The sequence below is a fragment of the Streptococcus sp. 1004_SSPC genome (assembly GCF_001069025.1).
GTDB lineage: Bacteria > Bacillota > Bacilli > Lactobacillales > Streptococcaceae > Streptococcus > Streptococcus vestibularis.
Map to the genome: position 1 here is coordinate 34736 of NZ_JWGQ01000102.1, position 23610 is coordinate 58345.

The 23610-nt window shown below is 40.6% G+C and carries 28 protein-coding genes and 1 pseudogene; 12 read left to right on the forward strand and 17 right to left on the reverse strand.

Translation table 11 applies throughout. The annotated features are described in order from the left end of the window. Window positions 1–5: 5 nt before the first annotated feature. The 4 genes from ADF62_RS07760 to ADF62_RS07775 form a co-directional block, all read right to left on the reverse strand. A complete protein-coding gene (locus tag ADF62_RS07760; RefSeq protein WP_048788533.1) occupies window positions 6–797 on the reverse strand; it encodes a hypothetical protein in 792 nt (263 codons plus the stop codon). Window positions 798–809: 12 nt separating this feature from the next. Beyond that, on the reverse strand, window positions 810–3800 hold the full coding sequence (locus ADF62_RS07765; RefSeq protein ID WP_048788534.1) for a type I restriction endonuclease subunit R: 2991 nt from the start codon (window positions 3798–3800) through the stop codon (window positions 810–812). Between the two features lie 120 nt (window positions 3801–3920). Next, complete coding sequence (locus ADF62_RS07770; RefSeq protein WP_048788535.1) at window positions 3921–4685, reverse strand: SDR family NAD(P)-dependent oxidoreductase; 765 nt, start codon at window positions 4683–4685, stop codon at window positions 3921–3923. A gap of 31 nt (window positions 4686–4716) precedes the next feature. Next, window positions 4717–5874 (reverse strand): Mbeg1-like protein, encoded by a 1158-nt coding sequence (locus ADF62_RS07775; RefSeq protein ID WP_048788536.1) that lies wholly within the window; start codon window positions 5872–5874, stop codon window positions 4717–4719. 110 nt (window positions 5875–5984) lie between these two features. On the opposite strand from ADF62_RS07775, the gene ADF62_RS07780 reads away from it, so the two are divergent. Then, window positions 5985–6611, forward strand: a complete 627-nt coding sequence (locus tag ADF62_RS07780; RefSeq protein ID WP_048788537.1) for a Pr6Pr family membrane protein — start codon at window positions 5985–5987, stop codon at window positions 6609–6611. Window positions 6612–6648: 37 nt separating this feature from the next. Here the strand turns inward: ADF62_RS07780 and ADF62_RS07785 are convergent. Further along, window positions 6649–7498 (reverse strand): annotated as a pseudogene (locus ADF62_RS07785) (HAD family hydrolase). A gap of 146 nt (window positions 7499–7644) precedes the next feature. On the opposite strand from ADF62_RS07785, the gene ADF62_RS07790 reads away from it, so the two are divergent. The 4 genes from ADF62_RS07790 (at window position 7645) to ADF62_RS07805 (ending at window position 10357) form a co-directional block, all read left to right on the forward strand. After that, window positions 7645–8034, forward strand: coding sequence for a hypothetical protein (locus ADF62_RS07790; RefSeq protein WP_003094281.1), 390 nt, complete (start codon window positions 7645–7647; stop codon window positions 8032–8034). 191 nt (window positions 8035–8225) lie between these two features. Beyond that, window positions 8226–9128, forward strand: a complete 903-nt coding sequence (locus ADF62_RS07795) for a glycoside hydrolase family 25 protein (protein WP_003094122.1) — start codon at window positions 8226–8228, stop codon at window positions 9126–9128. 114 nt (window positions 9129–9242) lie between these two features. Then, window positions 9243–9716, forward strand: coding sequence for an aminoacyl-tRNA deacylase (locus tag ADF62_RS07800; protein WP_048788538.1), 474 nt, complete (start codon window positions 9243–9245; stop codon window positions 9714–9716). 2 nt (window positions 9717–9718) lie between these two features. Continuing rightward, window positions 9719–10357: a histidine phosphatase family protein gene (locus ADF62_RS07805; RefSeq protein WP_003093702.1), complete on the forward strand. Its 639-nt coding sequence runs from the start codon at window positions 9719–9721 to the stop codon at window positions 10355–10357. A 98-nt stretch (window positions 10358–10455) separates the two neighbouring features. On the opposite strand, the gene ADF62_RS11000 is transcribed toward ADF62_RS07805, so the two are convergent. The 5 genes from ADF62_RS11000 to ADF62_RS07820 all read right to left on the reverse strand — a co-directional run bounded on the left by ADF62_RS11000 (window position 10456) and on the right by ADF62_RS07820 (window position 13950). Then, window positions 10456–10623 carry a hypothetical protein gene (locus ADF62_RS11000; RefSeq protein WP_003097474.1) on the reverse strand — a complete coding sequence of 56 codons (168 nt, stop codon included), beginning with the start codon at window positions 10621–10623 and terminating at the stop codon, window positions 10456–10458. 102 nt (window positions 10624–10725) lie between these two features. After that, entirely contained in the window at window positions 10726–10875 is a 150-nt protein-coding gene (locus ADF62_RS11215) for a hypothetical protein (protein WP_179944340.1), read from the reverse strand. Between the two features lie 58 nt (window positions 10876–10933). Beyond that, the gene (locus tag ADF62_RS07810) at window positions 10934–11836 is read right to left on the reverse strand and encodes an HAD family hydrolase (RefSeq protein ID WP_048788539.1); all 903 of its coding nucleotides are present in this window, start codon (window positions 11834–11836) and stop codon (window positions 10934–10936) included. A gap of 322 nt (window positions 11837–12158) precedes the next feature. Beyond that, window positions 12159–12638, reverse strand: a complete 480-nt coding sequence (locus ADF62_RS07815) for a hypothetical protein (protein ID WP_048788540.1) — start codon at window positions 12636–12638, stop codon at window positions 12159–12161. A 13-nt stretch (window positions 12639–12651) separates the two neighbouring features. Next, window positions 12652–13950: a LysM peptidoglycan-binding domain-containing protein gene (locus ADF62_RS07820; RefSeq protein ID WP_048788541.1), complete on the reverse strand. Its 1299-nt coding sequence runs from the start codon at window positions 13948–13950 to the stop codon at window positions 12652–12654. A gap of 227 nt (window positions 13951–14177) precedes the next feature. On the opposite strand from ADF62_RS07820, the gene lysS reads away from it, so the two are divergent. The 3 genes from lysS to ADF62_RS11695 all read left to right on the forward strand — a co-directional run bounded on the left by lysS (window position 14178) and on the right by ADF62_RS11695 (window position 16268). Then, window positions 14178–15668, forward strand: a complete 1491-nt coding sequence (gene lysS / locus ADF62_RS07825; RefSeq protein WP_003094420.1) for a lysine--tRNA ligase — start codon at window positions 14178–14180, stop codon at window positions 15666–15668. Between the two features lie 93 nt (window positions 15669–15761). Beyond that, window positions 15762–16016, forward strand: a complete 255-nt coding sequence (locus ADF62_RS11565; protein ID WP_048788542.1) for a hypothetical protein — start codon at window positions 15762–15764, stop codon at window positions 16014–16016. 123 nt (window positions 16017–16139) lie between these two features. After that, window positions 16140–16268 (forward strand): hypothetical protein, encoded by a 129-nt coding sequence (locus ADF62_RS11695; RefSeq protein ID WP_275043075.1) that lies wholly within the window; start codon window positions 16140–16142, stop codon window positions 16266–16268. A gap of 36 nt (window positions 16269–16304) precedes the next feature. On the opposite strand, the gene ADF62_RS07835 is transcribed toward ADF62_RS11695, so the two are convergent. Then, window positions 16305–16613, reverse strand: a complete 309-nt coding sequence (locus ADF62_RS07835) for a hypothetical protein (RefSeq protein WP_048788543.1) — start codon at window positions 16611–16613, stop codon at window positions 16305–16307. A gap of 194 nt (window positions 16614–16807) precedes the next feature. Between ADF62_RS07835 and ADF62_RS07840 the strand changes: the two genes are divergently transcribed. Beyond that, the gene (locus ADF62_RS07840) at window positions 16808–18142 is read left to right on the forward strand and encodes an Nramp family divalent metal transporter (protein WP_048788544.1); all 1335 of its coding nucleotides are present in this window, start codon (window positions 16808–16810) and stop codon (window positions 18140–18142) included. A 33-nt stretch (window positions 18143–18175) separates the two neighbouring features. On the opposite strand, the gene ADF62_RS07845 is transcribed toward ADF62_RS07840, so the two are convergent. Continuing rightward, window positions 18176–18388, reverse strand: coding sequence for a YdbC family protein (locus ADF62_RS07845; protein ID WP_002886106.1), 213 nt, complete (start codon window positions 18386–18388; stop codon window positions 18176–18178). Window positions 18389–18512: 124 nt separating this feature from the next. On the opposite strand from ADF62_RS07845, the gene ADF62_RS07850 reads away from it, so the two are divergent. Both ADF62_RS07850 and ADF62_RS07855 read left to right on the forward strand, forming a co-directional pair. Next, entirely contained in the window at window positions 18513–18797 is a 285-nt protein-coding gene (locus ADF62_RS07850) for a hypothetical protein (protein ID WP_003094807.1), read from the forward strand. Between the two features lie 95 nt (window positions 18798–18892). Beyond that, entirely contained in the window at window positions 18893–19432 is a 540-nt protein-coding gene (locus ADF62_RS07855) for a biotin transporter BioY (protein WP_048788545.1), read from the forward strand. A gap of 45 nt (window positions 19433–19477) precedes the next feature. On the opposite strand, the gene ADF62_RS10460 is transcribed toward ADF62_RS07855, so the two are convergent. The 3 genes from ADF62_RS10460 to ADF62_RS07865 form a co-directional block, all read right to left on the reverse strand. Further along, window positions 19478–19795 carry a CHY zinc finger protein gene (locus ADF62_RS10460; RefSeq protein ID WP_081448737.1) on the reverse strand — a complete coding sequence of 106 codons (318 nt, stop codon included), beginning with the start codon at window positions 19793–19795 and terminating at the stop codon, window positions 19478–19480. Then, complete coding sequence (locus ADF62_RS07860) at window positions 19795–21081, reverse strand: peptidase U32 family protein (RefSeq protein ID WP_003094356.1); 1287 nt, start codon at window positions 21079–21081, stop codon at window positions 19795–19797. The genes ADF62_RS10460 and ADF62_RS07860 overlap by 1 nt, the downstream gene beginning before the upstream one ends. 95 nt (window positions 21082–21176) lie before the next feature. Continuing rightward, entirely contained in the window at window positions 21177–22106 is a 930-nt protein-coding gene (locus ADF62_RS07865; protein ID WP_048788546.1) for a peptidase U32 family protein, read from the reverse strand. 238 nt (window positions 22107–22344) lie between these two features. On the opposite strand from ADF62_RS07865, the gene ADF62_RS07870 reads away from it, so the two are divergent. Next, window positions 22345–22641 (forward strand): DUF3270 domain-containing protein, encoded by a 297-nt coding sequence (locus ADF62_RS07870; RefSeq protein WP_003093665.1) that lies wholly within the window; start codon window positions 22345–22347, stop codon window positions 22639–22641. Window positions 22642–22698: 57 nt separating this feature from the next. Here the strand turns inward: ADF62_RS07870 and ADF62_RS07875 are convergent, their stop codons facing one another. Both ADF62_RS07875 and ADF62_RS07880 read right to left on the reverse strand, forming a co-directional pair. After that, window positions 22699–23139 (reverse strand): YtxH domain-containing protein, encoded by a 441-nt coding sequence (locus ADF62_RS07875; protein WP_003094247.1) that lies wholly within the window; start codon window positions 23137–23139, stop codon window positions 22699–22701. 12 nt (window positions 23140–23151) lie between these two features. Then, window positions 23152–23550, reverse strand: a complete 399-nt coding sequence (locus ADF62_RS07880) for a DUF948 domain-containing protein (protein WP_002885965.1) — start codon at window positions 23548–23550, stop codon at window positions 23152–23154. Window positions 23551–23610 lie beyond the last annotated feature (60 nt).

Consider the following 23610-nt stretch of genomic DNA (forward strand, 5'->3'; position numbering starts at 1 on the left):
ATAAACTATAATTCCTTTTTTGAAAATCCTGATTTATAAAGTTTCCTATACTTTAGATAACAAGAATTTTTGAGCACATATTCTTCACTGACATTTGGAATAAACACATGAAAACTATTTTCAAAATTTTCCTTATCAAAAAATAAAATCCTATTTCCTATTGGCATTTCATCAGTTATTTTTAAAAAGATTGCTTCAACTTCATAATAGCAGCTCTCGTAAATCCCGATACTAATATAGTCTTCGATAATTCCACTAACAATTTTTTCAAAATATAACTGACCATTATTAGACTTATCATTGCAATTTGCTCGACTAAATTGTTGATATATATTGTCAATGTTATTTTTATCAAAAAAATGAATTGTATCGTTCTTTAAAGAAGTACTATCAAAAAGAAATTTCTTAAATTGTTTTCCTAAAAGGTGACCTCTATGGACAATATTGTTATGAGGAATACCATCATTTGTCGTATAGTAATCTGATAAATCTTCTTTTAATAAAGCCTGCCTTGGAAATTTCACCTTCCAACCTACATATCTATTTTTTCTTTGCAAATTACCTATATCTTTACGATTGTAATTTAGTGTTATTTTTTTATTAATATCAATAGGGTGAAAGCCATCTGAACTATTTAGAAATTCAATTTTATCGATTAGATGAGGAATTTTAGGTGTTAATTCATAATAGTTTCCTTTTAACCAGATACACCCTAAAATATCTGAAAACTGTTGCAAAGAAATTAATTCATTTTTACCTCTTATTCCAAGTCTTTTAAGAACTTCCGTTTCTTTCATTGTAACTCTCTCTTACCTCCCTACTCTCAGCGGTTCAATAACCTCTTCAATGAGCTTGGTGTAGGCTTCTTTGATGTGTCTTTTGTAGCTGAGCGGGTTGAGGGCATCAGCTGTTTCTGCTTTGTAGTCTTTATAGCGTTGGCTCTTAGTAAGCTGGCTTTCGCCAGATTGCTTCTTAGCACCCTTACGATAGTGTTGGACATAGTAACGAAGTTCATCGAGTCCAACATACCATTCTCTGGCAAATCGTTTGAGATGGTCGTCGATAATGGCTTCAATCATACTGTCCAAGACGCCAGTGATAGATTGTCCTTGGTAATCTTTAGGATTGGCTTGGACTTCTTTCCACAGGTTTCGTATGATTTCGGCTAATTTTGGATTGGTGCGTTCCAGACTCTGGATGTAGTTATCAACCGTTTCGATATCTTTGTCACTGAGGGCCTGTGGACTATCCTCTTCCTGCTGAATCATACTTTGAATCAGGGTCAGGATGTAGGCATAGTTAATCTCGTCGACTTGGACTGATTCCAGTTCGTAGTGGATGTCAAAGAGATTATCATCACCATCGTCTTCTGCTCGGCTTTTGAGCTCTGCTAGGATATTTTGATAGATTCCCAGATAGGTTTCGAGCTTTTCATCTGATAGGCCTGTCTCCGCATAGATAGCCACTTCATCGTATTCGCTATAGACACGGATAGATGCCAGATACTTGTCAAAGGTTTGGTAAGCCTTGGCAATGCGACGGAGTTGTGGGCTAGTGGCCTGCTCAATCGTGATGACATAGTTTTCCACATCTTCCACTTTTACTTGAAAGTCTATCCAGGCTTGGATGAAGTTAGCTTTTTCTTCTGCCCAGTCTGGGGCAGTAACGTCATTTTCACCACCGTTTGAGTAGAGCTTAAGGGCATTATCCACAGCCTCTTTAAAGGCCTCTGGTCTTTGGAAGGTGATGATATGGCCATAACGCTTTTTACTGTAAAAGATGCGGTTGGTACGGCTAAAGGCTTGAATCAAATCCTGTGGACGCATGGGCTTACGGTCAATGAAGAGAGTGGATAGACATGGGGCATCAAAACCTGTCAAAAGACGGTCAACGACGATGACCAAATCCAACTGCTCATTGCGAGGAATGTATTTGTCTAACTTTCTGGCTAAACGATTATTGATATCCGTGTTAAAGCCACGCAAATCAGCCATAGTAAAATGGGTACCGAACTCCTGATTGTAGTCGCCCATGACCTGTTTCATGTGGTCTTGGTAGTCGATAGATTCTTCTTCATTTTCCGACACAGAGTAGGTGACCGTCACCTTTGGAAAGTCGGGTAGCACGCGCTTAGCTCGCTCTGACACTTTGACACGTTCCTGTCCTGCCTTGATACTCTTGAGCAGATTGTAATAGGCCTGGGCTTGTGGAATGGACTTAACCGTTAAGATAGCCTCGTAGGTCTTGCCCACACCATTTGGAAAGCCCAACTGTTGATAACTTTTGTTTAGGATAGCATCCAAGACTTCTAGCATGTGCTCTTTATCTTCATAGACAGAGTCAGGAAGATTTTTTTCAGGAATAGGCGAAATAATAGTATTCCGATAGTCCACCTTGAATCCCAGAACTGCTCCGTCATGGATGGCTTCTTTGACCGTATACTCGTGTAGGCGTTCGCCATATTGTTGGTGGGTGGTTTGTGCCAAATCGCCTAATTGCTTGCGTTTATTTTCCTTGAAAATCGGTGTACCAGTAAAGCCATACCAGAGCGAATTGTGGAAAAATCCCTTGATGTCTTTTTGCGTCTGAGGCGTGACCGCTCGGTGACACTCATCCACAACGAAAGCTACACGGAGGTCCTTGATTTTTCCCGAATCCTTTTGGTATTTACCCTCTCCAAACTTACGCATCATGGTTGTGATTTTCTGGATAGTCGTCACAATCACTCGCTTATCATTTCCTGCCAAACGCTTGACCAAATCATGGGTATTGTCTGTTTCGTCGATGTCAATGACATCATTGGCCGCATAAGAGAGAAAGGACGAGGTCGTCTGCTGGTCAAGGTCCCTACGGTCGACGACAAAGATGGTCTTTTGGATAGCTGGGATCTGCAAGAGGTTGCGAGCCACCTTGTAAGAGGTTAGGGTCTTACCAGAACCTGTGGTATGCCAGATATAGCCTGATTCCTGACGACGAGAGGCATCTTGAACAGACTCGATGGCATGGATTTGATAGGGACGTAAGAGGATGAGGGCTTTTTTACTATCATCAATAACGGAGTACTGCATCACCATCTGATGGGCACGTGGAATAGACAAGACTTCGTGGGCAAAGTCCATGAGACTGGTCATGGGTTTATTATCTTTATCCACCCAAGATGTTAAGAATTGTTTATTAAGCTTATCCTCTCGTGCAGCTGCGATATAACGTGTATCTACTTTATTCGTCACAACAAACATCTGCAAACTGGAATAAATGCCCCGGAACTTTCCTTCACGGTCATACTTTTTGATTTGATGAAAGGCATCCAAAAAGGCCACACGAGGACTCTTGAGCTCGATATGGATAAGAGGAAGGCCATTGATCATCAGCGTCGTATCTAATCGACGGTCCTGATCTTGTGGATAAGCCTTGTCACGTTCAACTTGATTGACCACTTCGTAACTGGATTTTCCAGCAGCAATATTATCACGCCAGATGACAGAAAGTCGGATAGTCCCAAGGCTAGCATCTTCACGCTGTACCTCGACTTTAGCAATACCATTTTCACCTGCCAACCACTTAGCAGCTTCATAATAGTTAATGAAGCTAAGCTGGTTCTTGATTTGGCGCTTCTCCTGCTTAGTCAAGGGATGGTCAGCGAGTAGGGCAACGTTATTTTGCGCTAACTTATCAAAAAAATTGTCCCATAATTGATCTTCATTTTTTAAGTCTGGGCGGTAGGTCCACTGGCTCTCACCAGAGGTTAATTGCTCGATTAATTGACGTTCTATCTCAAGTTCTGGAGTAACTGCTGGCATGACTTATCCTTTCAATATTGTCGTAATCCCTTACATTATAGCATTTTCACGGGTTCTTTCATAGTTTTGGAAAATTTTGAATAAAAAAACACAGCTTGGTGCCATGTTTTTATCATCTATTTATTCTCCCCGATGAATCGTAAACCCTGTGGCTTGCTGGTTAGCCATGATGGTCATGTCTGAAATCTGGACACGTCGTGGTTGTTTGGTGACGTAGAGGACTGCTTCCGCAATATCTTGGGCTTGGAGGGCTTCCAAACCTTGATAGACCTTGGCTGCCTTGTCCTTGTCACCGTGAAAGCGAACTTGAGAAAAATCCGTCTCAACGATACCGGGCTGAATGGTTGTCACCTTGATGTCTGTCGCAATGGTATCAATACGCAAACCATCGCTGAAAGTTTTCACTGCGGCCTTGGTAGCTGAGTAAACGGCGGCGCCCGCGTAGGCATAGATGCCTGCTGTAGAGCCCATATTGATGATATGGCCCTCATTGGCAGCTACCATACTTGGCAAAATCTGACGTGTCACCATCATCAAGCCCTTGACATTGGTGTCGAGCATGGTCAGTAGATCCCACTCTTCATAATCTTGATAGGCTGTTAGGCCTAGTGCCAGGCCTGCATTATTGACCAAGACATGGACTTGCCCCACACTTTTGAGAATGGCTTGGCAAACATCCTTGACCATGTCCATATCGGTAACATCCAGTGCAAAAGTCCAAACTTTTTGATTGGGATAGGTTGCTTGGAGCTCTTCTTTCAAGGCTTGAAGACGCTCCACACGGCGACCTGTTAGGATGACATTCCCCCCCTCTTTAGCAAAGGCACGCGCCGTTGCTTCGCCAATTCCTGATGTTGCTCCTGTAATAAGTACGTTTTTAGGCATGATATCCTCCACTCCTATAGTTCAGCTGACCCTAATCGTTATTTGTCAATTCCCCCAACTTCTTGATAAAATCAGGAAGTTCAAGCTTGGGCAGGCTAGATTTCTTGTTCCCTGACTTCCAAAATATCCAGAGTAATTGGTTGAAACCATCTTGAAGAATCTTTTTTTGTTGGTCAGTAAGATTGCCAAATTCTTGCAACAGTTGACCTAGTTTAGGGAGAGTTTTTACCCCAATATCGTCTAGACTTTCAATTCCAGAATCAAGAATGGTATCAAAGAATAAGTCACAGACTAGCTTGAGTTGTTGATTTGGCAAGGTCTCAATCCACTCTTGGAAGGTCTCTTTTAAGCGTTGACTCAGGTCTGTGGGCTGGTCCACATAAACAAAATCGCTTCCTTCCAGGTCAACCTGCCAAAGCAAAACATTGTGTTGAGCAATGCCTATACCATCTGCTGCTACAAGCTTTGCGACCTTGTCCCAATAAAGCATGACTCCTACAACAGAATCCTGAGGTCTGATAAGAGTCATCTTGGGTTTTAACTCTTGGTAAGAAGGCTTCACTAAGAGAGACTTCATCAAGCCCGGAGAATCCAGAAGCAAGAGCTCTGCTATTTGCTCCCGTAGAGCAGTCGAGCTTTGAACAGCCGAATAGAGGGCAAGATTGCCACCCTTGGAATGTCCAGAAACAGTGACATGGCCACTGAGGTTTGGCAAGTGCTCAGACAGAAAGGCAATAGCTGAGCGATGGGCTGGAATTTCTCGACTGTAGGTCAGCTGAAAATCCTCCTTCCAGCCAATGACACTATCATCTGTCCCACGAAAGACAAGCTGCTGGTAGTCCAATTCAGGCAAGCTGAAAATCATGGCTGCAAATTGCTTTTCGACTTCCTTGTCCAAGACACTACAGTAGTCACTTAGATTAAGTCCAGCGAAACGCCTAGACCTGACCATGGCTTCAGCCAAATCTACCCGTTCCTTAGTCACCATGAAGCTGTAGTCTGGAGTTAAGTCCTTCCCTTCAGCATAATCATGTAAATTGATGGTCTTCTTTAAATCACTTGCTGAGAGCCATTTTTCATAAGTCAGGTATCCAATCTCATTGATGCAAACCTTATCCAAGATATTGAGAGGCTCTTGATCAAAGGTAAGCTCCTTGACCTTTTCAAGATAATCGATTAGATTGGGCATAGTAATCTCCTTGAAGTCTTTCTTACTTTGATTTTACTAGAATTTTCACAAAATTGTTAGTGAAAAATGTGATATGATAAGAGAGATTATTTATTAAGAAAAGGAAACTTATGACTATTTCACGATTTTACCGTATCTTACTAGCTCTTTGTGGGTTTATGGGAGTCTCTATCCAAATCCATGACGATGGTTGGGGTATGCTGCTCTACTACACTGTTTTGTCCAATATTCTGGTCTTCTCTAGTTTGATTTTCTTTATCTTCTATGACTTCAAAAAAGGAGATGCTACAACTAACACCAAACTCCTCCGCTACAAGGGTGGCGTAACCATGGCCATCCTCATCACAGGAGTTATTTACCACATCCTGCTAGCACCTATTACAGAACCTGAAAAATACTGGACAGTAAGGAATTTCTTGGTTCACTATATTGTACCTTGGGGGTTGGTACTTGATACTCTCACTTTCGATGCTAAGAAAGCCTATCGTCTGCGCGAACCACTTTACTGGTCCCTATTCCCACTGTCTTACTTCGCCTTTGCCCTTCTAAATGGCTTGGAGCTAAAACTCCCAATCCCAGGTGCCAAAGATAGTCCTTTTGCCTACTTCTTTATCAATGTCAATAAATTTGGTTGGAACAAGGTCATGATAAACGTCCTGGTCATCAGTGCTGGATACATTGCTGTTGGCTATCTCTTATTCTTCTTGAAAAAATTTATCGGACGCAAACCGGCATAAAATACAAACTGAGCTCCCAAACGGAACTCAGTTTTTTCTATTTCAACAAGCCTAATTTATCAAAAGTCTTATAGAGGCCATCAGATTCAACATCGTCTGTTACAAAGTCTGCCATAGCTAAGATTTCTGGACCACCATTTCCCATGGCAACACCAATCTCACAGTATTTCAACATAGGGATATCAATCTTGGCATCACCAAAAGCAATAGTGTCCGATTGCTTGGCTCCCAAATGCTCCAAAATGACATCAATAGCATGAGCCTTGCTATTATCCTTAACACCTAAATCACCAAACAAGGCTGTTTCACCTCGACCTCCCCAAGTATGGGCTTCAAGCTGTGGAAAAGCTTCTTTCGAATCTAGATGGTCCTGATAGAATTCCAAAACGAAACTGACCTTGTTTAGCTCGTCACGATAGAGCTCCCCACTATACTGAAGTCCATGAAGAAAATCTTCTGGTTTCTTACCAGCGACAGACTCTTCTGACTGCCCCTTTTGAATGGCGTAAGTCTTAAGTGTCTCACGCGCCCGCTCCTGAAAATCAGAACTAGCAAAGAGACCATTATTGCTCTCAAGATAAAAGGCTAGATAACGTTCGGTCAACCAATCCACAACCTTAGCAGCGTCTTCCTTGGAAATCAGCTCATGCATAAGGAATCTGGCCATGATGCTCCACATAAGAGCCATTGCCACCCATCATCCCATCCAAGCCAATGTCCCATAATTCTGGTTGCATTTCTGCCTTGCTACGACCAGTACAAACATAGATCAGATGACCGTTTTCACGGGCCTGACGAATAGCCTTTACGGCTGATTCTGGAATGTGATTATGATAATCTACCAATGTCCCGTCAACATCCAAAAAAAATAAGTTTTGACATGATATTACCTCAAGTATTCTTTTCCCTTATTATAGCCTTATATTGATTTAAGAGATACTATTGTCCTTGAACAAACTGATACTATTCTACGATAGTATGCTTCTCAATCCAATGCATTGCTATTTCGCATGAAAGAAGCTATCATGAAAATATGAACGATTTAAAAACATTACTGAACCATTTGCCCTATAAACTAGCAGCCTATGATGTCACAGGAACCTTTCTCTACGACAATGATGGCGCTGACGGTAGTTTCTTCCCCCGTGAGCCTGAAAATCTGCCTGATTGGATCATGTCTGAAGTTCTAGCGTCTCCTACCAAAGAAAGAAGTTATCAGATTCCAACTGACAGTTTTGATCAAATACTCATCCAGACCTACCAAGCTGCTATCGACAACGAAGGAAAGGTCCTAGGATTTTGGGAAACTATTTATGATTTGAAGCAACCTCTCAAGACCTATCTGGATAACTCTGCTCAAGCTCTTGCCGCCTGGTCTGATACCACTAGTGGTGCTAGTTTTAAGGAAAAAGCCGACAAATAAGGCTAAAAATCCGTCTTAAATAAATGAAATATTCACTTAATTCACAACTAATCACCTAGTAATACCTTCATTAAATCAGTTTGAGCTAGTATTACTAAGCTTTTAAAAAATAAGTCACTTTAATATCTCTCACAGAATTTACAAACACTCTATTTTGCATTTTTACGCTATTTAATGTAGAATGAGAAGTGATGAGAAAAAGAATTAAACCGATCGTTGTTTACGTGGTTCTAGCTCTTTTAGGATTAGCATTAGTTATTGCAAACATTCACAATACGTCTAAACAGCAGGCGCATCTCGAGAATGTGAAATCTGCTATTCCTTCTGCTACTACACCAAAAACAACAACCAGTAGTACGTCTGACAGTTCCGATGAGGAGCTGATACTTAATCCCATTATTGACCTCTCGGGTTGGCAACTTCCTCAGGATATCGATTACGATGTCTTGTCAAATCATATTTCTGGTGCTATTATCCGCGTCTTCGGTGGATCACAGATTAGTAAGGATAGCAATGCCGCCAGCTCAAATGGGGTTGACAAATCTTTTAAAACACATATCAAAGAACTCAAAAAACGTGACGTTCCAGTTGCCGTCTATTCCTACGCCCAAGGTACTTCCGTCAAAGAGATGAAGGAAGAAGCTCGTATTTTCTACAAAAATGCTTCTCCATACAAACCTACCTATTACTGGATTGACGTTGAAGAGGAAACCATGTCTAACATGGAGGAAGGTGTCCAAGCCTTTCGTGCTGAACTCAAACGTCTGGGAGCTGAGAAGATTGGCCTCTATATTGGTGCCTATTTCATGCTTGAGCAAGAAGTTTCAACCAAAAACTTCGATGCCGTTTGGATTCCAGCCTATGGTGCCGACTCGGGCTACTATGAGGCTTTGCCAAATACTGAAATCGACTATGACCTTCACCAGTATACGTCACAAGGAAACCTCCCTGGTTTCAACAATATCCTAGATCTTAATCAAATCAATCCTGAGAAAAACAAACGTAAAACCTTTGAAAAACTCTTTGGAAAGATTAAGAAAAAAACAACTAAAAATAAGAAGACTACTTCGACAAATTCATCAAGTAGTGATTAAAAACCAGTGTTTCAGACATTGGTTTTATTCTTGCCCAAATTGACTTAGGCGTGTTTGGACGAATGTGTTATAATGGAAAGTAGAAATTTAAAACTTCGAAAAGGAGATAACATAATGGCTAAGAAAGGCAAAGTCAAGAAGACCTTGGTTGACCAAATTCTTGATAAAGCTAAAATTGACCATGATAGCTTATTCTTCAATGGTTTAGAAGGGGAGCTTCCAGAAGATGTGGCGCGTGAGAGCATTTATAAAACCCTAGCCCTTAAGGGAGATAAGACAGGACCAGTCATCGGCATCGTCCCTATCACCGAACACCTGTCCGAAAAGAAATTAGCTAAAATTTCAGGGAACAAGAAAGTTCAAATGATTCCACAAAAGGATCTCCAAAAAACAACTGGCTATGTTCACGGGGCTAACAACCCAGTGGGAATTCGTCAAAAACACAATTTTCCCATTTATATCGATCACTCTGCCCAAGAAGCAGGTTTTCTTATTGTCTCAGCTGGAGAGATTGGGCGTTCTATCCGTATCAATAGTCAAGAACTTGCTGATTTTGTTAATGCTGAATTTGCTGATATTAAGGAGTAATCATGAAACTGTATTTTGTACGCCACGGTAAAACCGAGTGGAACTTGGAAGGCCGCCTTCAAGGTTCCAAGGGAGACTCGCCTTTGCTTAAAGAATCTATCGAACAAGTACGTGAGTTAGGTCACTATCTCAGTGACACACATTTTGACTTGGTCTTCTCAAGTGACTTACCACGTGCTAAAAAGACTACAGAGCTCATCATGGAGTCTCAAAAACCTAAATCTAAGGTTACCTACACTAAAGCTTTGCGTGAATGGCAACTTGGCAAACTGGAAGGGCAAAAAATTGCACTCGTTCAGGCTATCTATCCCAAAGAAATGGATGCCTTCCGTCATAACCTAGCCAACTTCCGTGCTAATGACTTCCAAGCTGAGTCTGTCTACCAGACAACCAAACGTGTAGCCGAATTTGTCAAAACACTTAAAGATAGTGAGGCTAAAAATGTCCTCATCGTCGGTCACGGAGCTAACTTAACGGCTTCTATCCGTACACTCCTTGGTTTTAAACCTGGTCTTCTTCGTAAGGCAGGAGGTCTTGACAATGCTTCTGTCACTATTCTCGAAACCAATGATTTCGAGCACTTCACTCTTAAATGTTGGAATGATACATCTTATATGGATGAACAAAACAAGATTAACTAAATCATTGACTGACTTCATAAGACAAGCGGTCCTTAACAGGGTCGCTTTTTAGCAGTCAAAAAGCCCTTAAATCTATTACTTTAAGAGCTTCACTTCCATTATTTCCACTTCGGTTCATCTGGCAAACAATCTAATTCGACACCAAAGTCTCGGGCCAAGTCCTCTAGTTCATTTTCAAAATCGTCTAATTCCTGTGAGACAAGATCATACTGTCCTTCAGACAATAAACGCTTAAAACGAAGACCTCGACTCAAAATAAATTCCACGTCTATTTTGACAGTTCTATGAACATGTTCCCGATAGTTATTAGCAAACCCTCTTTGCTTTTCTTCAGCATTAAGATGGTCCTCTAAGGCATAATAGGAATCTCAGGCAACTCGCTTCATCTGCTCCGCATCTCTAACACCCTCAAATAGATCATCTCGTTTGGCGTTGAACGCTTCTACCTCTTTTGTCAAAGCATCACGCTCAGTACTTAGTGCTTCAATATCATATTTTAAGTTATCCGTTTCCACCATTTCACTTCTCCCTTTATCACATTCTAGACAATAAAACGGCCTCGTTAGGCCGTTTTATTTATCTGCCATATTTCATACGAAGAATCTTTTCCTGGTTCGCATCCAAACGAAGGAGAATAACCACCTTATCAATACTAATATTGCTCTCAAGAAGACGTTCAGCTGCCATCATAAGACCATTGTTAATACCCAGTTGAAGCACTGGATTTTCTTTATCGTTAATATCAAAGATATATTTATTATTTGGAAGATCGAAAAGGACTTTCACAGCTCCAAAGAGTTGCTCAAAACTATCGATTTCCAAGTCAAAGACTGGTTTCGTACCTGGTTTAAGGCTACGTCCACGGTGGTTGAACCACATAGAATGCCAGCCGCCGTTAAAGGCACCCATAACGTCATTGTCGTATGAATCTCCGACGTAGAGAGTCGTCGATGGATTCATATCAAATTGTTCAGCCGCAAGATTGAAGATTTCCTTTTCAGGCTTTTGGAATCCTGTCGCCTGACTGACGATGACACGTTTGGGATCCACGTAATCGTATAATCCCAACTTCTTGACTTTCTTAAGTTGATGCTCTGTTGGTCCATTGGTAATAATACCCATAGGAACATTTTTTTCCTTGAGGAAATCAAGAGTCATGCGCATTTCATCAAGCATAGTAATGTTTTCCAACTCATGCTCGTAAACCTCTTGGAAATGGTTACCCGTTTCTTCATCAATTTCACGGTAGCCAAACTCCAAAAGGGTCTCTTTACAGCGCCAAAAACGGAAATACTCAGTTGTCCACTCACCGGCCATTACACGTGGAAAACCGATGTCAGAATAGTGGCGGAAACGAATGTAGGCCTGATTCATATGGGTTATATCAAAGTCAGGGAAACATTTTTCCATGGCAATACGATAAGGTGCCTGTTGGTCATAAATAGTATCGTCAACGTCAAAAACAATAGAAGTAATCATCTGTCCGTTCTTTCTTATATCATTCTCTTGCCAGAGACTTAGCAAACTAGAAGGTCCGATAACTAAACTGATGAAGCAGTCAGCCCCTAAGACTAAGTCTTGCAAAAGTTGCTTTAAGTCAACTGTCTATAAGCAATCATGCATATCTTTTTTTGACTAGCATGAAATTGCCCAAACAGTCTTATTATACCGTTTTTGCCCTCTTATTTCAATTTTTGAGCAAAATTAGGAAAATATTATTCGTGATTTCCAGTATTTCAGATAGAAAAAAGGTTTGAAACATGATATTCCAAACCTTAGGTATCTTTTTATCATCAGATGATTATTTAATTTCTTTAAAGGTCATTTTTTGTTTCACTTCACCCTGACCACCTTTGGCAATCTGGTAATAGAAATCCTTTGATGTGAAATGGTTGCCATAAGCAAAGACCTTATTGTACTGCCATTGTGACAATTGATTATCCTCTTTTTTACCGAGAGTCAAAGTTGTTTTTGTCACGTTATATTCCCATTTAGCTGTTTGGTCACTATAGGCTTTGTCAAAATCAGTCTGGCTCTTAGCGGCATTAACCACTGTCGTACGGTCCTGACTCACTAGTGCCTTGTTACCACCCTCTTGGAAGGCTACATACATGACACGATTATTAACCTCACCATTTAAAGAACTTGAATATTGGTAAACCTTACCAGGTACAACACTATCCAAATGGTGTGACCCCCAGTAATAGAAGACACTAAAACCAGCTCCCGTAACCAAGAGGCAAGCAAGTACAACACTAATAATGATATTTCTCTTTGACATGCTTGACCTCTCTCTATTCGTCACCAGTTAGGTCAGAGGAATTTGCCTCTGAGTCTGTTTCAGTACGACTTGATGAACTTGAACTCATGCGTGTTTCTGTTTGAGAATCATCACTTGATGAAGCTTTTGATTCAGATGATGTTTCAGTGCTTGATGATGAACTTTCTTTTTCTTTATAAACATCAACGTTGAAGGTCCACTTATCACCCTTGTAAGTTACCTTAATTTGGGCATATTTTGCCTTGATAAGCTCTGACATTTTGCCACCCTTGTTAAGGGTGTCGTAAATCTTCTCAGCGAGTGCTTTGGCATTGGCTTCAGTTCTGGCACCATCTTTAGGACCATTAGCAATGTCTTCATCTTTAGCAGTTTCGCCTTGACGGTAAAGCGCTGTTCTTTCAGTGTCCTTCTTAGCATCAGCATTCAGATCATTCTTATCATCTACATGTGAGAAGAATTTCCATGTAGGTCTACCTGAGCGTTTTTGTTGATAAATATTTGAAACTTCTTCTTGAACCTTGTCTTGGAAAGCATCCTCAGTCAATTCTTTCTCTTTAGAAGTATCTGTACTTGCTTTACTTTCACTGCCACTTGCTGTTGAGCTTGATGCAGAAGAGCTTGTTGAGCTTGATGAAGCATCTTTAGATTCTGATGATGAAGAAGAACTTGTTGAACTTGATGAAGCGTCTTTAGATTCTGATGATGAAGAAGATGACTCCTTACTTTCTTTAGAATCTTTATCTTTATCGCTATTATTGTTATTGGAGAATGAAATGCTGTTATCAGAATTATCTGGAGCGTAAATCATTGTATTCTTAGAGTGGTCATCAGATACAAAAGTACTATTATTGATAATCACTCGGTTATTATCGCCATAATAGTTGTTGATAACAATCTTAGAATGTGCACAACGGTGACCATTACCAGTCACATGATAACCTGCTGGTACATCACCATCACGTTTTAAAATAAGGACATCACCAGCAAAGATAAGATCAATATTCTGAATATTGTTATCGTAGGCTAATTTTTCAATAGAGATTCCCGTCGCTTGAGAGATTCCCCACAAGGTATCACCCCATTGAATTACATATTTTTGACCATCTAACTGTTGTGGATTGATGTTCTGAGTTGTCAAATTATTTGTAATTTGTTGCGGTGTGCTGGCAATCCAGTTTGTAATATCTGCAGCGTGAGCACTTGTTTGATTTTGATAAAAGCCATCTGCTAACACAGATACCGTAGGTAGCCCAATAGGCGCTAGTAAAGCGCCAAGCATCACAGCTTTACCAACATAATTTTTCTTTTTCATTGTATATTCTCCTTAATTTCATACGAATCCTACCCTGCTATTATACACTTTTTTATTATATTTGTCAATAAATTATATAACTTCCTAATCAATCATTAATTCAAGTTAGCTATTTTTCTTAAAAATAAAGGGCTTTCCCCTTTATTTATCTGACATTTAGTCATTTGTCCTATCTTTAGAAGGTGATTTATGATACAATATTTACGACTATTTTATGGAGGACTAACATGTCAAATCAACACATGGAAGAATTGAACGATCAACAGATTGTCCGTCGTGAAAAAATGGCGGCCTTGGCTGAACAAGGAGTCGATCCTTTTGGTAAGCGATTCGAACGCACAGCTACATCTGGTCAATTAAAAGAAAAATACGCTGATAAAACAAAAGAAGAATTGCACGAAATCAATGAAACTGCTACTATAGCAGGTCGTTTGATGACTAAGCGTGGTAAAGGTAAAGTTGGCTTTGCCCACATCCAAGATCGCGATGGTCAAATCCAAATCTATGTACGTAAAGATGCTGTCGGTGAAGAAAACTACGAAATCTTCAAGAAAGCTGACCTTGGTGACTTCCTCGGTGTCGAAGGTGAAGTTATGCGTACAGATATGGGAGAACTTTCTATCAAGGCTACTCATATTACACACTTATCTAAAGCTCTTCGTCCATTGCCTGAAAAATTCCACGGACTTTCAGACGTTGAAACCATCTACCGTAAACGTTACCTCGATTTGATTTCTAACCGTGAAAGCTTTGACCGCTTTGTCACACGTTCAAAAATCATTTCTGAAATCCGTCGCTACCTCGATGCTCAAGGTTTTCTTGAAGTCGAAACACCTGTTCTTCACAATGAAGCTGGGGGTGCGGCTGCCAAACCATTTATTACACACCACAATGCACAAAACATTGACATGGTGCTTCGTATCGCGACTGAGCTCCACCTCAAACGCCTCATCGTTGGTGGTATGGAACGTGTTTACGAAATCGGACGTATCTTCCGTAACGAAGGTATGGATGCCACTCACAACCCTGAATTCACATCTATCGAAGTTTACCAAGCTTACGCTGACTTCCACGATATCATGAACTTGACTGAAGGTATCATCCAACACGCTGCTAAAGTCGTTAAAGGTGACGGACCTATCAACTATCAAGGAACTGAAATCAAGATTAACGAACCATTCAAACGCATCCACATGGTTGATGCAATCAAGGAGATTACTGGCGTTGACTTCTGGCAAGATATGACTTTGGACGAAGCTAAAGCTATCGCTGCTGAAAAGAATGTTCCAGTTGAAAAACACTACACTGAAGTTGGTCACATCATCAACGCCTTCTTCGAAGAATTCGTTGAAGAAACCTTGATTCAACCAACATTCGTTTACGGTCACCCAGTTGCTGTATCACCACTCGCTAAGAAAAACCCAGAAGACCCACGCTTCACTGACCGTTTCGAACTCTTCATCATGACTAAAGAGTACGGAAATGCCTTCACCGAATTGAACGACCCAATCGATCAATTGTCACGTTTCGAAGCACAGGCTGCTGCTAAAGAACTCGGTGATGACGAAGCAACAGGTATCGACTACGACTACGTTGAAGCCCTCGAATACGGTATGCCACCAACAGGTGGACTCGGAATCGGTATCGACCGTCTCTGCATGCTTCTCACTGATACAACAACCATCCGTGATGTCTTGTTGTTCCCAACGATGAAATAATAAAAATATCCCATTATTTGACTAATGGGATATTTTTATATGAGGTATAAACGTGTTCAAAAACTGAAGTCCCTTTTTAAGAAAGAATAAACTGTGGTTGAACATTCTGAGACGAAGAAAGAAGAAAGTCAATTCGACTTTTCCATAGATCGCACAGATTATTTTTTCTACCAAGCACTTGTATTTTTTTCTGAAGAAAATGATATTCCTTCAGAAAAACTCAGCAAATCAGATATGCTACAGATTAGTAAAAGAGCTGCTTTTCATCTCAGTATCTTCGTCGCCTGGCTAGCAAAACATGATTTTCTGAATCCCCAAATTGATGGATTTAATCTTAAGGGTATATAAAAACTCAAGAATGAAACGATTACAGGTACAGACTATCTCTTTAAACATCTTGATAAAAAACTCTATTCAACTGATATCAGTGACATACTCCTTCCCTTCATCTCTGATTTTTATGAAGATTTTATGGATTTTTACTATACTGTCTTGGTTGATGATGTTGCTAGAACTGAATTTGACTGGAAGATCTATCACTTGGTTGAAGATGATATTGATGAGATGTTTAGTCAATATCAGACTCACATCAGACAATAAGAAAAACGCTTTTCTCAAAACGAGAGAAGCATTTTCTTATTTCCAAAATTTTGCTTTTGATATGCCGACCCAAGCTGACAAACAAGCAAGGGCTACTACGGCATAGATAGCGTATTGTTTCGCAGGATAAATCCATGCTTTGTTTTCTTCATGCCAGCGAGACTTCCAGAGGCCGATGTAATCTCCGGTCATTCCAGGATTTTTAAGGCGCTCCATGTAATTGGCAGGTAGGTTATCAGGCTGATTCATCTGCACGTTAATGATAAAGATAAGCAAAGCAACCACGATGACAACTACGAGTGCCAGGGTAATCTTTTTCTTCACTGTTAGTTGAGAGGCTTTCAATTATTTTTATCCCCCATATAGTAATATATGTACTCCTATACTTTAGTATAAAAAGTAGGGATACAACATTAATGACTAAAAAGTCAATACCTTTCGAAACCTTGCACATCTTCTTCATAGTGCTATAATAAAACTGTCAATCTGCTCAGAGATAAAGCTATTTCTGTGCAGATGTGACTTAGAAAGAGGTGTTTATGACATCTTTAAAAAAGGTTTCCCTTTCGGAGGTAAACCAATCAATTGATACACCAAATAATAATCGTTTTTGGCAAAACCTTAAGGCTTTCTTGGGACCTGGGGCACTTGTGGCCGTGGGATACATGGATCCAGGAAACTGGATTACTAGTGTCGTCGGTGGGGCGACCTACAAATACAGCCTACTCTTTGTCATCTTAATTTCATCATTAATCGCTATGCAGTTGCAACAAATGGCTGGGAAATTAGGGATTGTGACCCAAATGGACCTAGCTCAAGCGACTGCCTATCACTCGCCTAAATGGTTGCGATACACGCTTTGGGTAGTCCTAGAGCTAGCCTTAATGGCCACGGACTTGGCTGAAGTGCTTGGTTCTGCCATCGCACTAAACCTACTCTTTGGTATTCCAATCATGGTAGCCATCCTAGTAACGGTCCTAGACGTCTTTTTACTCCTACTCATCATGAAGCTAGGGTTCAAAAAAATCGAAGCTATCGTTTCAACCTTAATTTTGACAATATTGGTTATCTTTGTCTATCTGGTAGTTTTGTCTGAACCGAGTATTACGGGGATTCTCGAAGGATATCTCCCTACACCAACTCTCTTCGAGACTCATGCCGCTGGACATACCAACCAGTTAACTTTGGCACTTGGGATTGTGGGGGCGACCGTTATGCCACATAATCTCTATTTGCACTCGTCCTTGTCTCAAACGCGTAAGGTTAACCATTCTGATGGTGATGATGTAACAAAGGCTGTACGTTTCATGACCTGGGATTCAAACATCCAGCTGACTTTGGCCTTTGTGGTAAACTCCCTCCTCTTGATTTTGGGGGCTGCTCTCTTCTTTGGTCACGCTTCTGATATTTCAGCTTTCTCGCAAATGTACAATGCTCTTCAGGACTCCAAGATTGCCGGTGCGATAGCTAGTTCGACACTTTCAACTCTCTTTGCCTTGGCTCTCTTAGCTAGTGGACAAAATTCTACAATTACAGGGACCTTGACTGGTCAGATTGTTATGGAGGGCTTCCTCCACATGAGGTTACCGCAGTGGGTAATTCGTTTATTCACACGTCTCTTCGCCTTGCTACCTGTTATCGTTGTAGCTATTCTCTACGGTGATCAAGAAAAGACTCTGGATCAACTCTTGGTTTATTCACAAGTTTTCCTCTCACTTGCCTTGCCGTTCTCTATTTTCCCTTTGATTTACTATACTTCTAAGAAATCACTTATGGGAAAACACGTCAATGCCAAGTGGAATACCTTCCTTGGTTACGCCATCGCTCTTGTCCTAACCATTCTCAATCTCAAACTTATCATTGATACGTTTTAAACAAAATAAGGCCAGCGCCATGCTGACCTTGTTTTAGTTTTTGAAGGCGTCAACGAGAACTTGGAATTCTTCGTTGCTAAGAGTAATTCCCTTGCCCATCTTGGTATGGTCTGGACTCCAAGTGCGGATATCGTACTTGGCTGGTGCTCCGTTAAAGCTCACACGATTAAGCTCCTTAGTCCACCCCTTATCATTCTCAGACAAGACCAAGAGTTTTTCTTCAATTTCAAATGAAAATTCTGCCATTTGCTTACCTCCACTAGCTTTATTCGTTTTTCTCTGTGAAAATTGTGTGTTTTAGAAAGAAGTTATCCACAAAATTTCACCTTTCATGCTATAATTATTTTATCAAGAAATGAAGGAAATGACCATGATAAACTTTTTAGAAGCGGTAAAGCATCAGCTTCATCAGTTTGTGGAAACAGGTCACAGCAAACCTATCCACCTAATGCAAAATCATCTTATTAACGATATCTATCGTGCTATTGATAATAACCAAATGGTCATGCTGACTTCTAATCAGAAGATCTATAAAGGCTACATCAATCGTTATGACAGCCAGCGTCAGGCTATCTTTATCGAGCAGGACAAAGTTATCAGCATGATTGAACTAAAAGGAATCAAACGTCTAAAAATCATATCACAACGAGGTTAAGTTTATCTGTTAACCTCGTTTTATTATGAGATTGACTATTTCAGAAGTGCTTGTTATAATAAGTTAACTATTGATTTACGAAAGGTTAACTAAAAATGACACAAAATCGTACACTGTCACTCATACTTCCCGCCTTCGGTGCTGCTATCATTGCTGCACTGGCTCAAATCATCATTCCGATTGGGGCAGTTCCCATTACTCTACAGACCTTTGCTGTCGGACTTGTTGCTGCCGTCCTTAAGCCAAGAGAGGCAACTCTTGCCGCTACCCTCTACCTTATCCTAGGTGCCATTGGTCTACCGGTTTTTGCAGGAGGTGGCGGTGGGCTTCAAACCTTCTTTGGTCCTTCAGCTGGCTATCTGCTTGCCTATCCTTTTTTTGCTCTTGTCACATCAGTACTGACTCATGCTAATACTCCTATCTGGAAAAGCTTTTTGGCTTTTGTTTTGGGAGATTCACTTGTCTTTGTCGGTGGTATCCTCAGCCTGCACTTTCTTGGAAAGATGGGTTGGTCTGCAGCTGTAGCTGTTGGTTTAACACCCTTTATCATTCCTGACCTCATTAAAGGTCTCATCGTCGCTTTGGTGACTAAGCCAGTCTTAAAAGCTCTTAAAAATCATAGTTACTTTAACTAAAAAAGATTGAAGACTTTGTTCGTGTAAACAGAATCTTCAATCTTTTTATTTTTCAAAATAAATGTCATAGTGCTTTGAACAAGCTGGATTAAAGGCACTGTGACAATTGGGACAGGCTACTACCTCTTGATATTCCTCGATCGTCATTTCGTACCTACAAACACCACAGATAAGGACCTTGTCCTGCTTGATCTGACAAGGATAAGCTCGAAATCTATGTTCCTCCAAGCTATCATGACACTGATAACAGGCATAATACTTCAGACAATCGAAGCATTTTAGGGCAACAATATCTAATTCTGTGTGATAATGCTGGCACCTGCTCTCATTATCTACCAAGAGACCATATATTTTTCTCGTCATTAGGCACGAACAGTCTTACTTGAACCGTCTTTTTGGTAGAGGTTAATCAAACCTTCTTTAGTTGAACGAATCATGTCACCAGGTTTAACTTCTTGTGGCACGGTAATAGTAAGAAGTTCCATTGGGTTTGGTGCACGGTCAATCTTATTACCATTAGCATCGTGAAGATCTTTGATCTCACACTCGAAATGACGAAAGCCTGGTCCGTAAAATTCAACGTGGTCACCTTCGAGGATAACGTTACGTTGACGGATTGTAGCTGTCATAGTTGCTGGATCAAAGTCTACGACTTCACCAACGAATTTGTATTGTGGAATCTTACGACGGGCACCAAAGAGTTGTTCGTTTTCTGTTGGAGTCTTGTAGTAGAAACCTGTTGCCAATTCACGTTGGGCAACTTTCCAGAGTTCGTTAATCAAATCATCTTTGATGGCATAAAAGGCTTCTGCACTTTCCATGTAAGCGTCACAGGCAGCCTTGTAACAGTTGGCAACTGTTGATACGTAGTGGACAGATTTCATACGACCTTCGATTTTCAGGCTATCAACACCATTATCGATAAGGTCTGGAATATTTTCAATCATACACATGTCAACGGCTGACATTGAGTACTCTTCAGGAACTTCACCGTGGATACTCTTTCGCTCTTGGCCGAATGGCATGTCGTAAAGGTCATATTTCCAGCGGCATGACTGTGAACAACCACCACGGTTGGCATCACGGTCTGACATGTGGTTAGAAAGGGTACAGCGACCTGAGTATGAGATACACATAGCACCATGGACAAATGCTTCAATTTCAAGGTCCGTACGTTTACGGATTTCAGCCAATTCTTCCATAGTAACCTCACGTGCTAAAACAACACGAGTCAAGCCATACTGTTTCCAAAAATGGAAGGTTTCAACGTTTGTCGCAGATGCTTGCGTTGACAAGTGGATGTTAAGGCCTGGAGCATAAGTTGAACAGATTTCAATCAAAGCTGGGTCAGATACGATAACGGCATCGAGTCCCATATCACGCAATTCACGGAACCACTCACCTGCACCTTTTTCATTTCCTTCGTGGGTAACCATGTTCGAAGCAACGTGCACATCGACACCACGAGCGTGAGCGTATTCGATACCTTCACGAAGTTCGTCCATGGTAAAGTTTCCGGCACGGCTACGCAAACCATAGGCTTGTCCACCAACGAAAACAGCATCTGCGCCGTAATTTACAGCGACTTTCAATTTTTCCAAAGTCCCAGCAGGTACCAGAACCTCTGGGCGTTTTTTAGTTGTAGTCATAATTTCTCCAATTTGCAAGATTGTCGATTTTTGTTTTTAGAAGTCTCCTTCGTTCCCTGAAAATGGAAAACTCTCAAACGAAGGAGGACATATTTTTATTTTACACGGTCAGGTTCATAATCATAGAAACCTGTGTCCAAACCACGGTTGGCTGGGTGTAATTTATGAATAGCCTCATCAAAGAGGAAGGCTTGATCTTGTGAAAATTCGCCAGCCTCGATGAGGTCACGAGCCTTCACAAAATACTCAGTGATTTTTACGAAGTTTTCACCTGGGCAATAAACACCATCTAACTTCCAGTGGTCAAAACCATGTTCAACGAGCTCTGAAAGTTTAGTCATCATATCCAGGTCATTATTGGCAAAGATATGTGTCCCGTGCATATCCTCATACACTGAGTAGTGCGAATCTGGGTCACCAGGCTCAGAAAGGAAGAGGTCACGTTCTTTGGTAACAGCTTCATCCGTTTTGATAAAGTTGTAGTAGTTTTGAAGAAGTGGTCGTTTTGAATGGTGAATGATACTTGCACCATAAACCAAAACCTCGGCTGGAATTTGAAGATTTTCAGCCATGACGAAAAGTTCCGCAGACGGAATTTCACGAGCCAAAACAGCTTCAGAAGCTCCAGCTTGTTTGCCCCAGAAATTAATCTGACGGCTAGAGGTTACCATGGTTGAAGCATCATAAATCATTTTGAAGGGACGTTTATCACGGTTACAGATGTAGAAAACTCCTGCATCACCAACCGTGATATAATCTGCCTTGATTTCTTCAAGAAAATCAAGGTAGTCTGGAAGAGCATCCATCATACCTTGGTGCATGAGGGCGTTAACGGCAACAGTCAATTCCTTGCCAGACTCATGTACCAGCTCTGCAATCTTTCGCATCTCTGCGAATGAAAAAGGCTTAGGCAAACGAAGGCCAAAAGCTTTTTCGCCGATGTAAATACGATCTACGCCAAGTTCTAGGAGCTCACATGCCTGCTCGTAGCTCTCAGCAGTCGCTGTAATCACTATTTTTTCCATAACTCACATTATAGCACAAATGATTAGATTTTTTTAGAATTTTTAGGTTCAAAGTTCTGTATCTGAATATTTTATATTAGTTTTTAAATACCATAATTTTCACAAAAATCAAAAAAAACTTTGCAATATAAAATTTTTATGGTATTATTAATGAGATTCTAAATAGTGAAATACTGACTAAATTTTTTAACCTACATGGAAAAGTGGTTTAGGTATTTTATATAGAAAGGAGGCAGACATGGCTGACAACTTACACCGTCAATTTGATCACATCGAAGATTTCGAGACTGAGCGTCCTCAAACGACGAATTATCAAGATTATCAAGGTTTAAATAATAATAGTATTAAGCTACAAGATATGATTTTCTTTGGACGTATCTCAAGCTTCTGTGTTTCAACAGTCCTAGTTGCCTTCCTTTTCTTGGTAGCACAGGTGGCTTCCTTCTGGGCCTTCTTTTGGGCAATTACCATTAGCGTCATTGGTCAGATAGGCATTTATGTCCTAATCGAATATTATAAAGCACAAAAACGTTGAATGCTTGGTCAACGTTTTTTTCGTATTAAAAAAAGAAAGCCTCATGTGCTTTCTTTATTATTTTACTTCTGCTACTTCTTCAGAGATATCTTTAATATCAATGACAATATCATCTACGATAGCTTTTGTTTCTGCTTCAACATCCGCTTGTTCAGGAGTTACTTGAGCTGTTTTCTCTTTGATAAGTTCAAAGCTCTCTTTTGCAAAGTCAGCAACTTGAGCTGTTTTTTCTTGAACGGCTTTTGTCAAATCATCTACAGTGATGTCGCCATTTTCAAATTTTGTTTTATAATCTTGGAAAGTATCGACTGCCAATTCTTTATAGTCACTAGCTTTTTCCACCACTTGATTTTGGTAAGTTTTAGGATCTTCTTTGAATGAAGCGATTTCTTCATCAATACGTGCTTTAACTGCTTTACCTTTTTCAGTTGTGAAGAAATAAGCTGCTGCAGCTCCAGAAGCTGCGCCAATAATTAGGGTGTTTAGAAATTTACTCATGAAAAGACCTCCTTATTTTTTCTTGTCTTTTTTACCAAATAGTTTTGAAGCAACCTTGCCGATAGCAAAGGCTGAGCCTGCTTTACCGACACTTGCTCCTGCTGCACTTGCCTTAGCACCGAGGTAACGAGCTTCAGTATTCAAGTCAGAAACACTTTCTGAAAGCTCAGCTACTGCTACAAAGAGAGGATCAATTGTTTGAACTTTTTCATTAACATCTTCAACCAAGACGTTGGCCTTAGCCAAGATTTCATTTGTTTGATGAAGGGTCACATTGATATCTGTACGAAGAACAGCAACCGTTTCTTCAACTTCTTTGACAACATGACGTGTGCGAAGTAGAGTTGGGATTAATGCAATTAGGAACGCAGCAAGTGCGATTGCGATAATAAGAAATGCAATTTCTGCCATAGTTTAAGACTCCTTTGACCTGCTTAAAAGGTTAATTCAAAGAAACTGAGTGTTTGACTC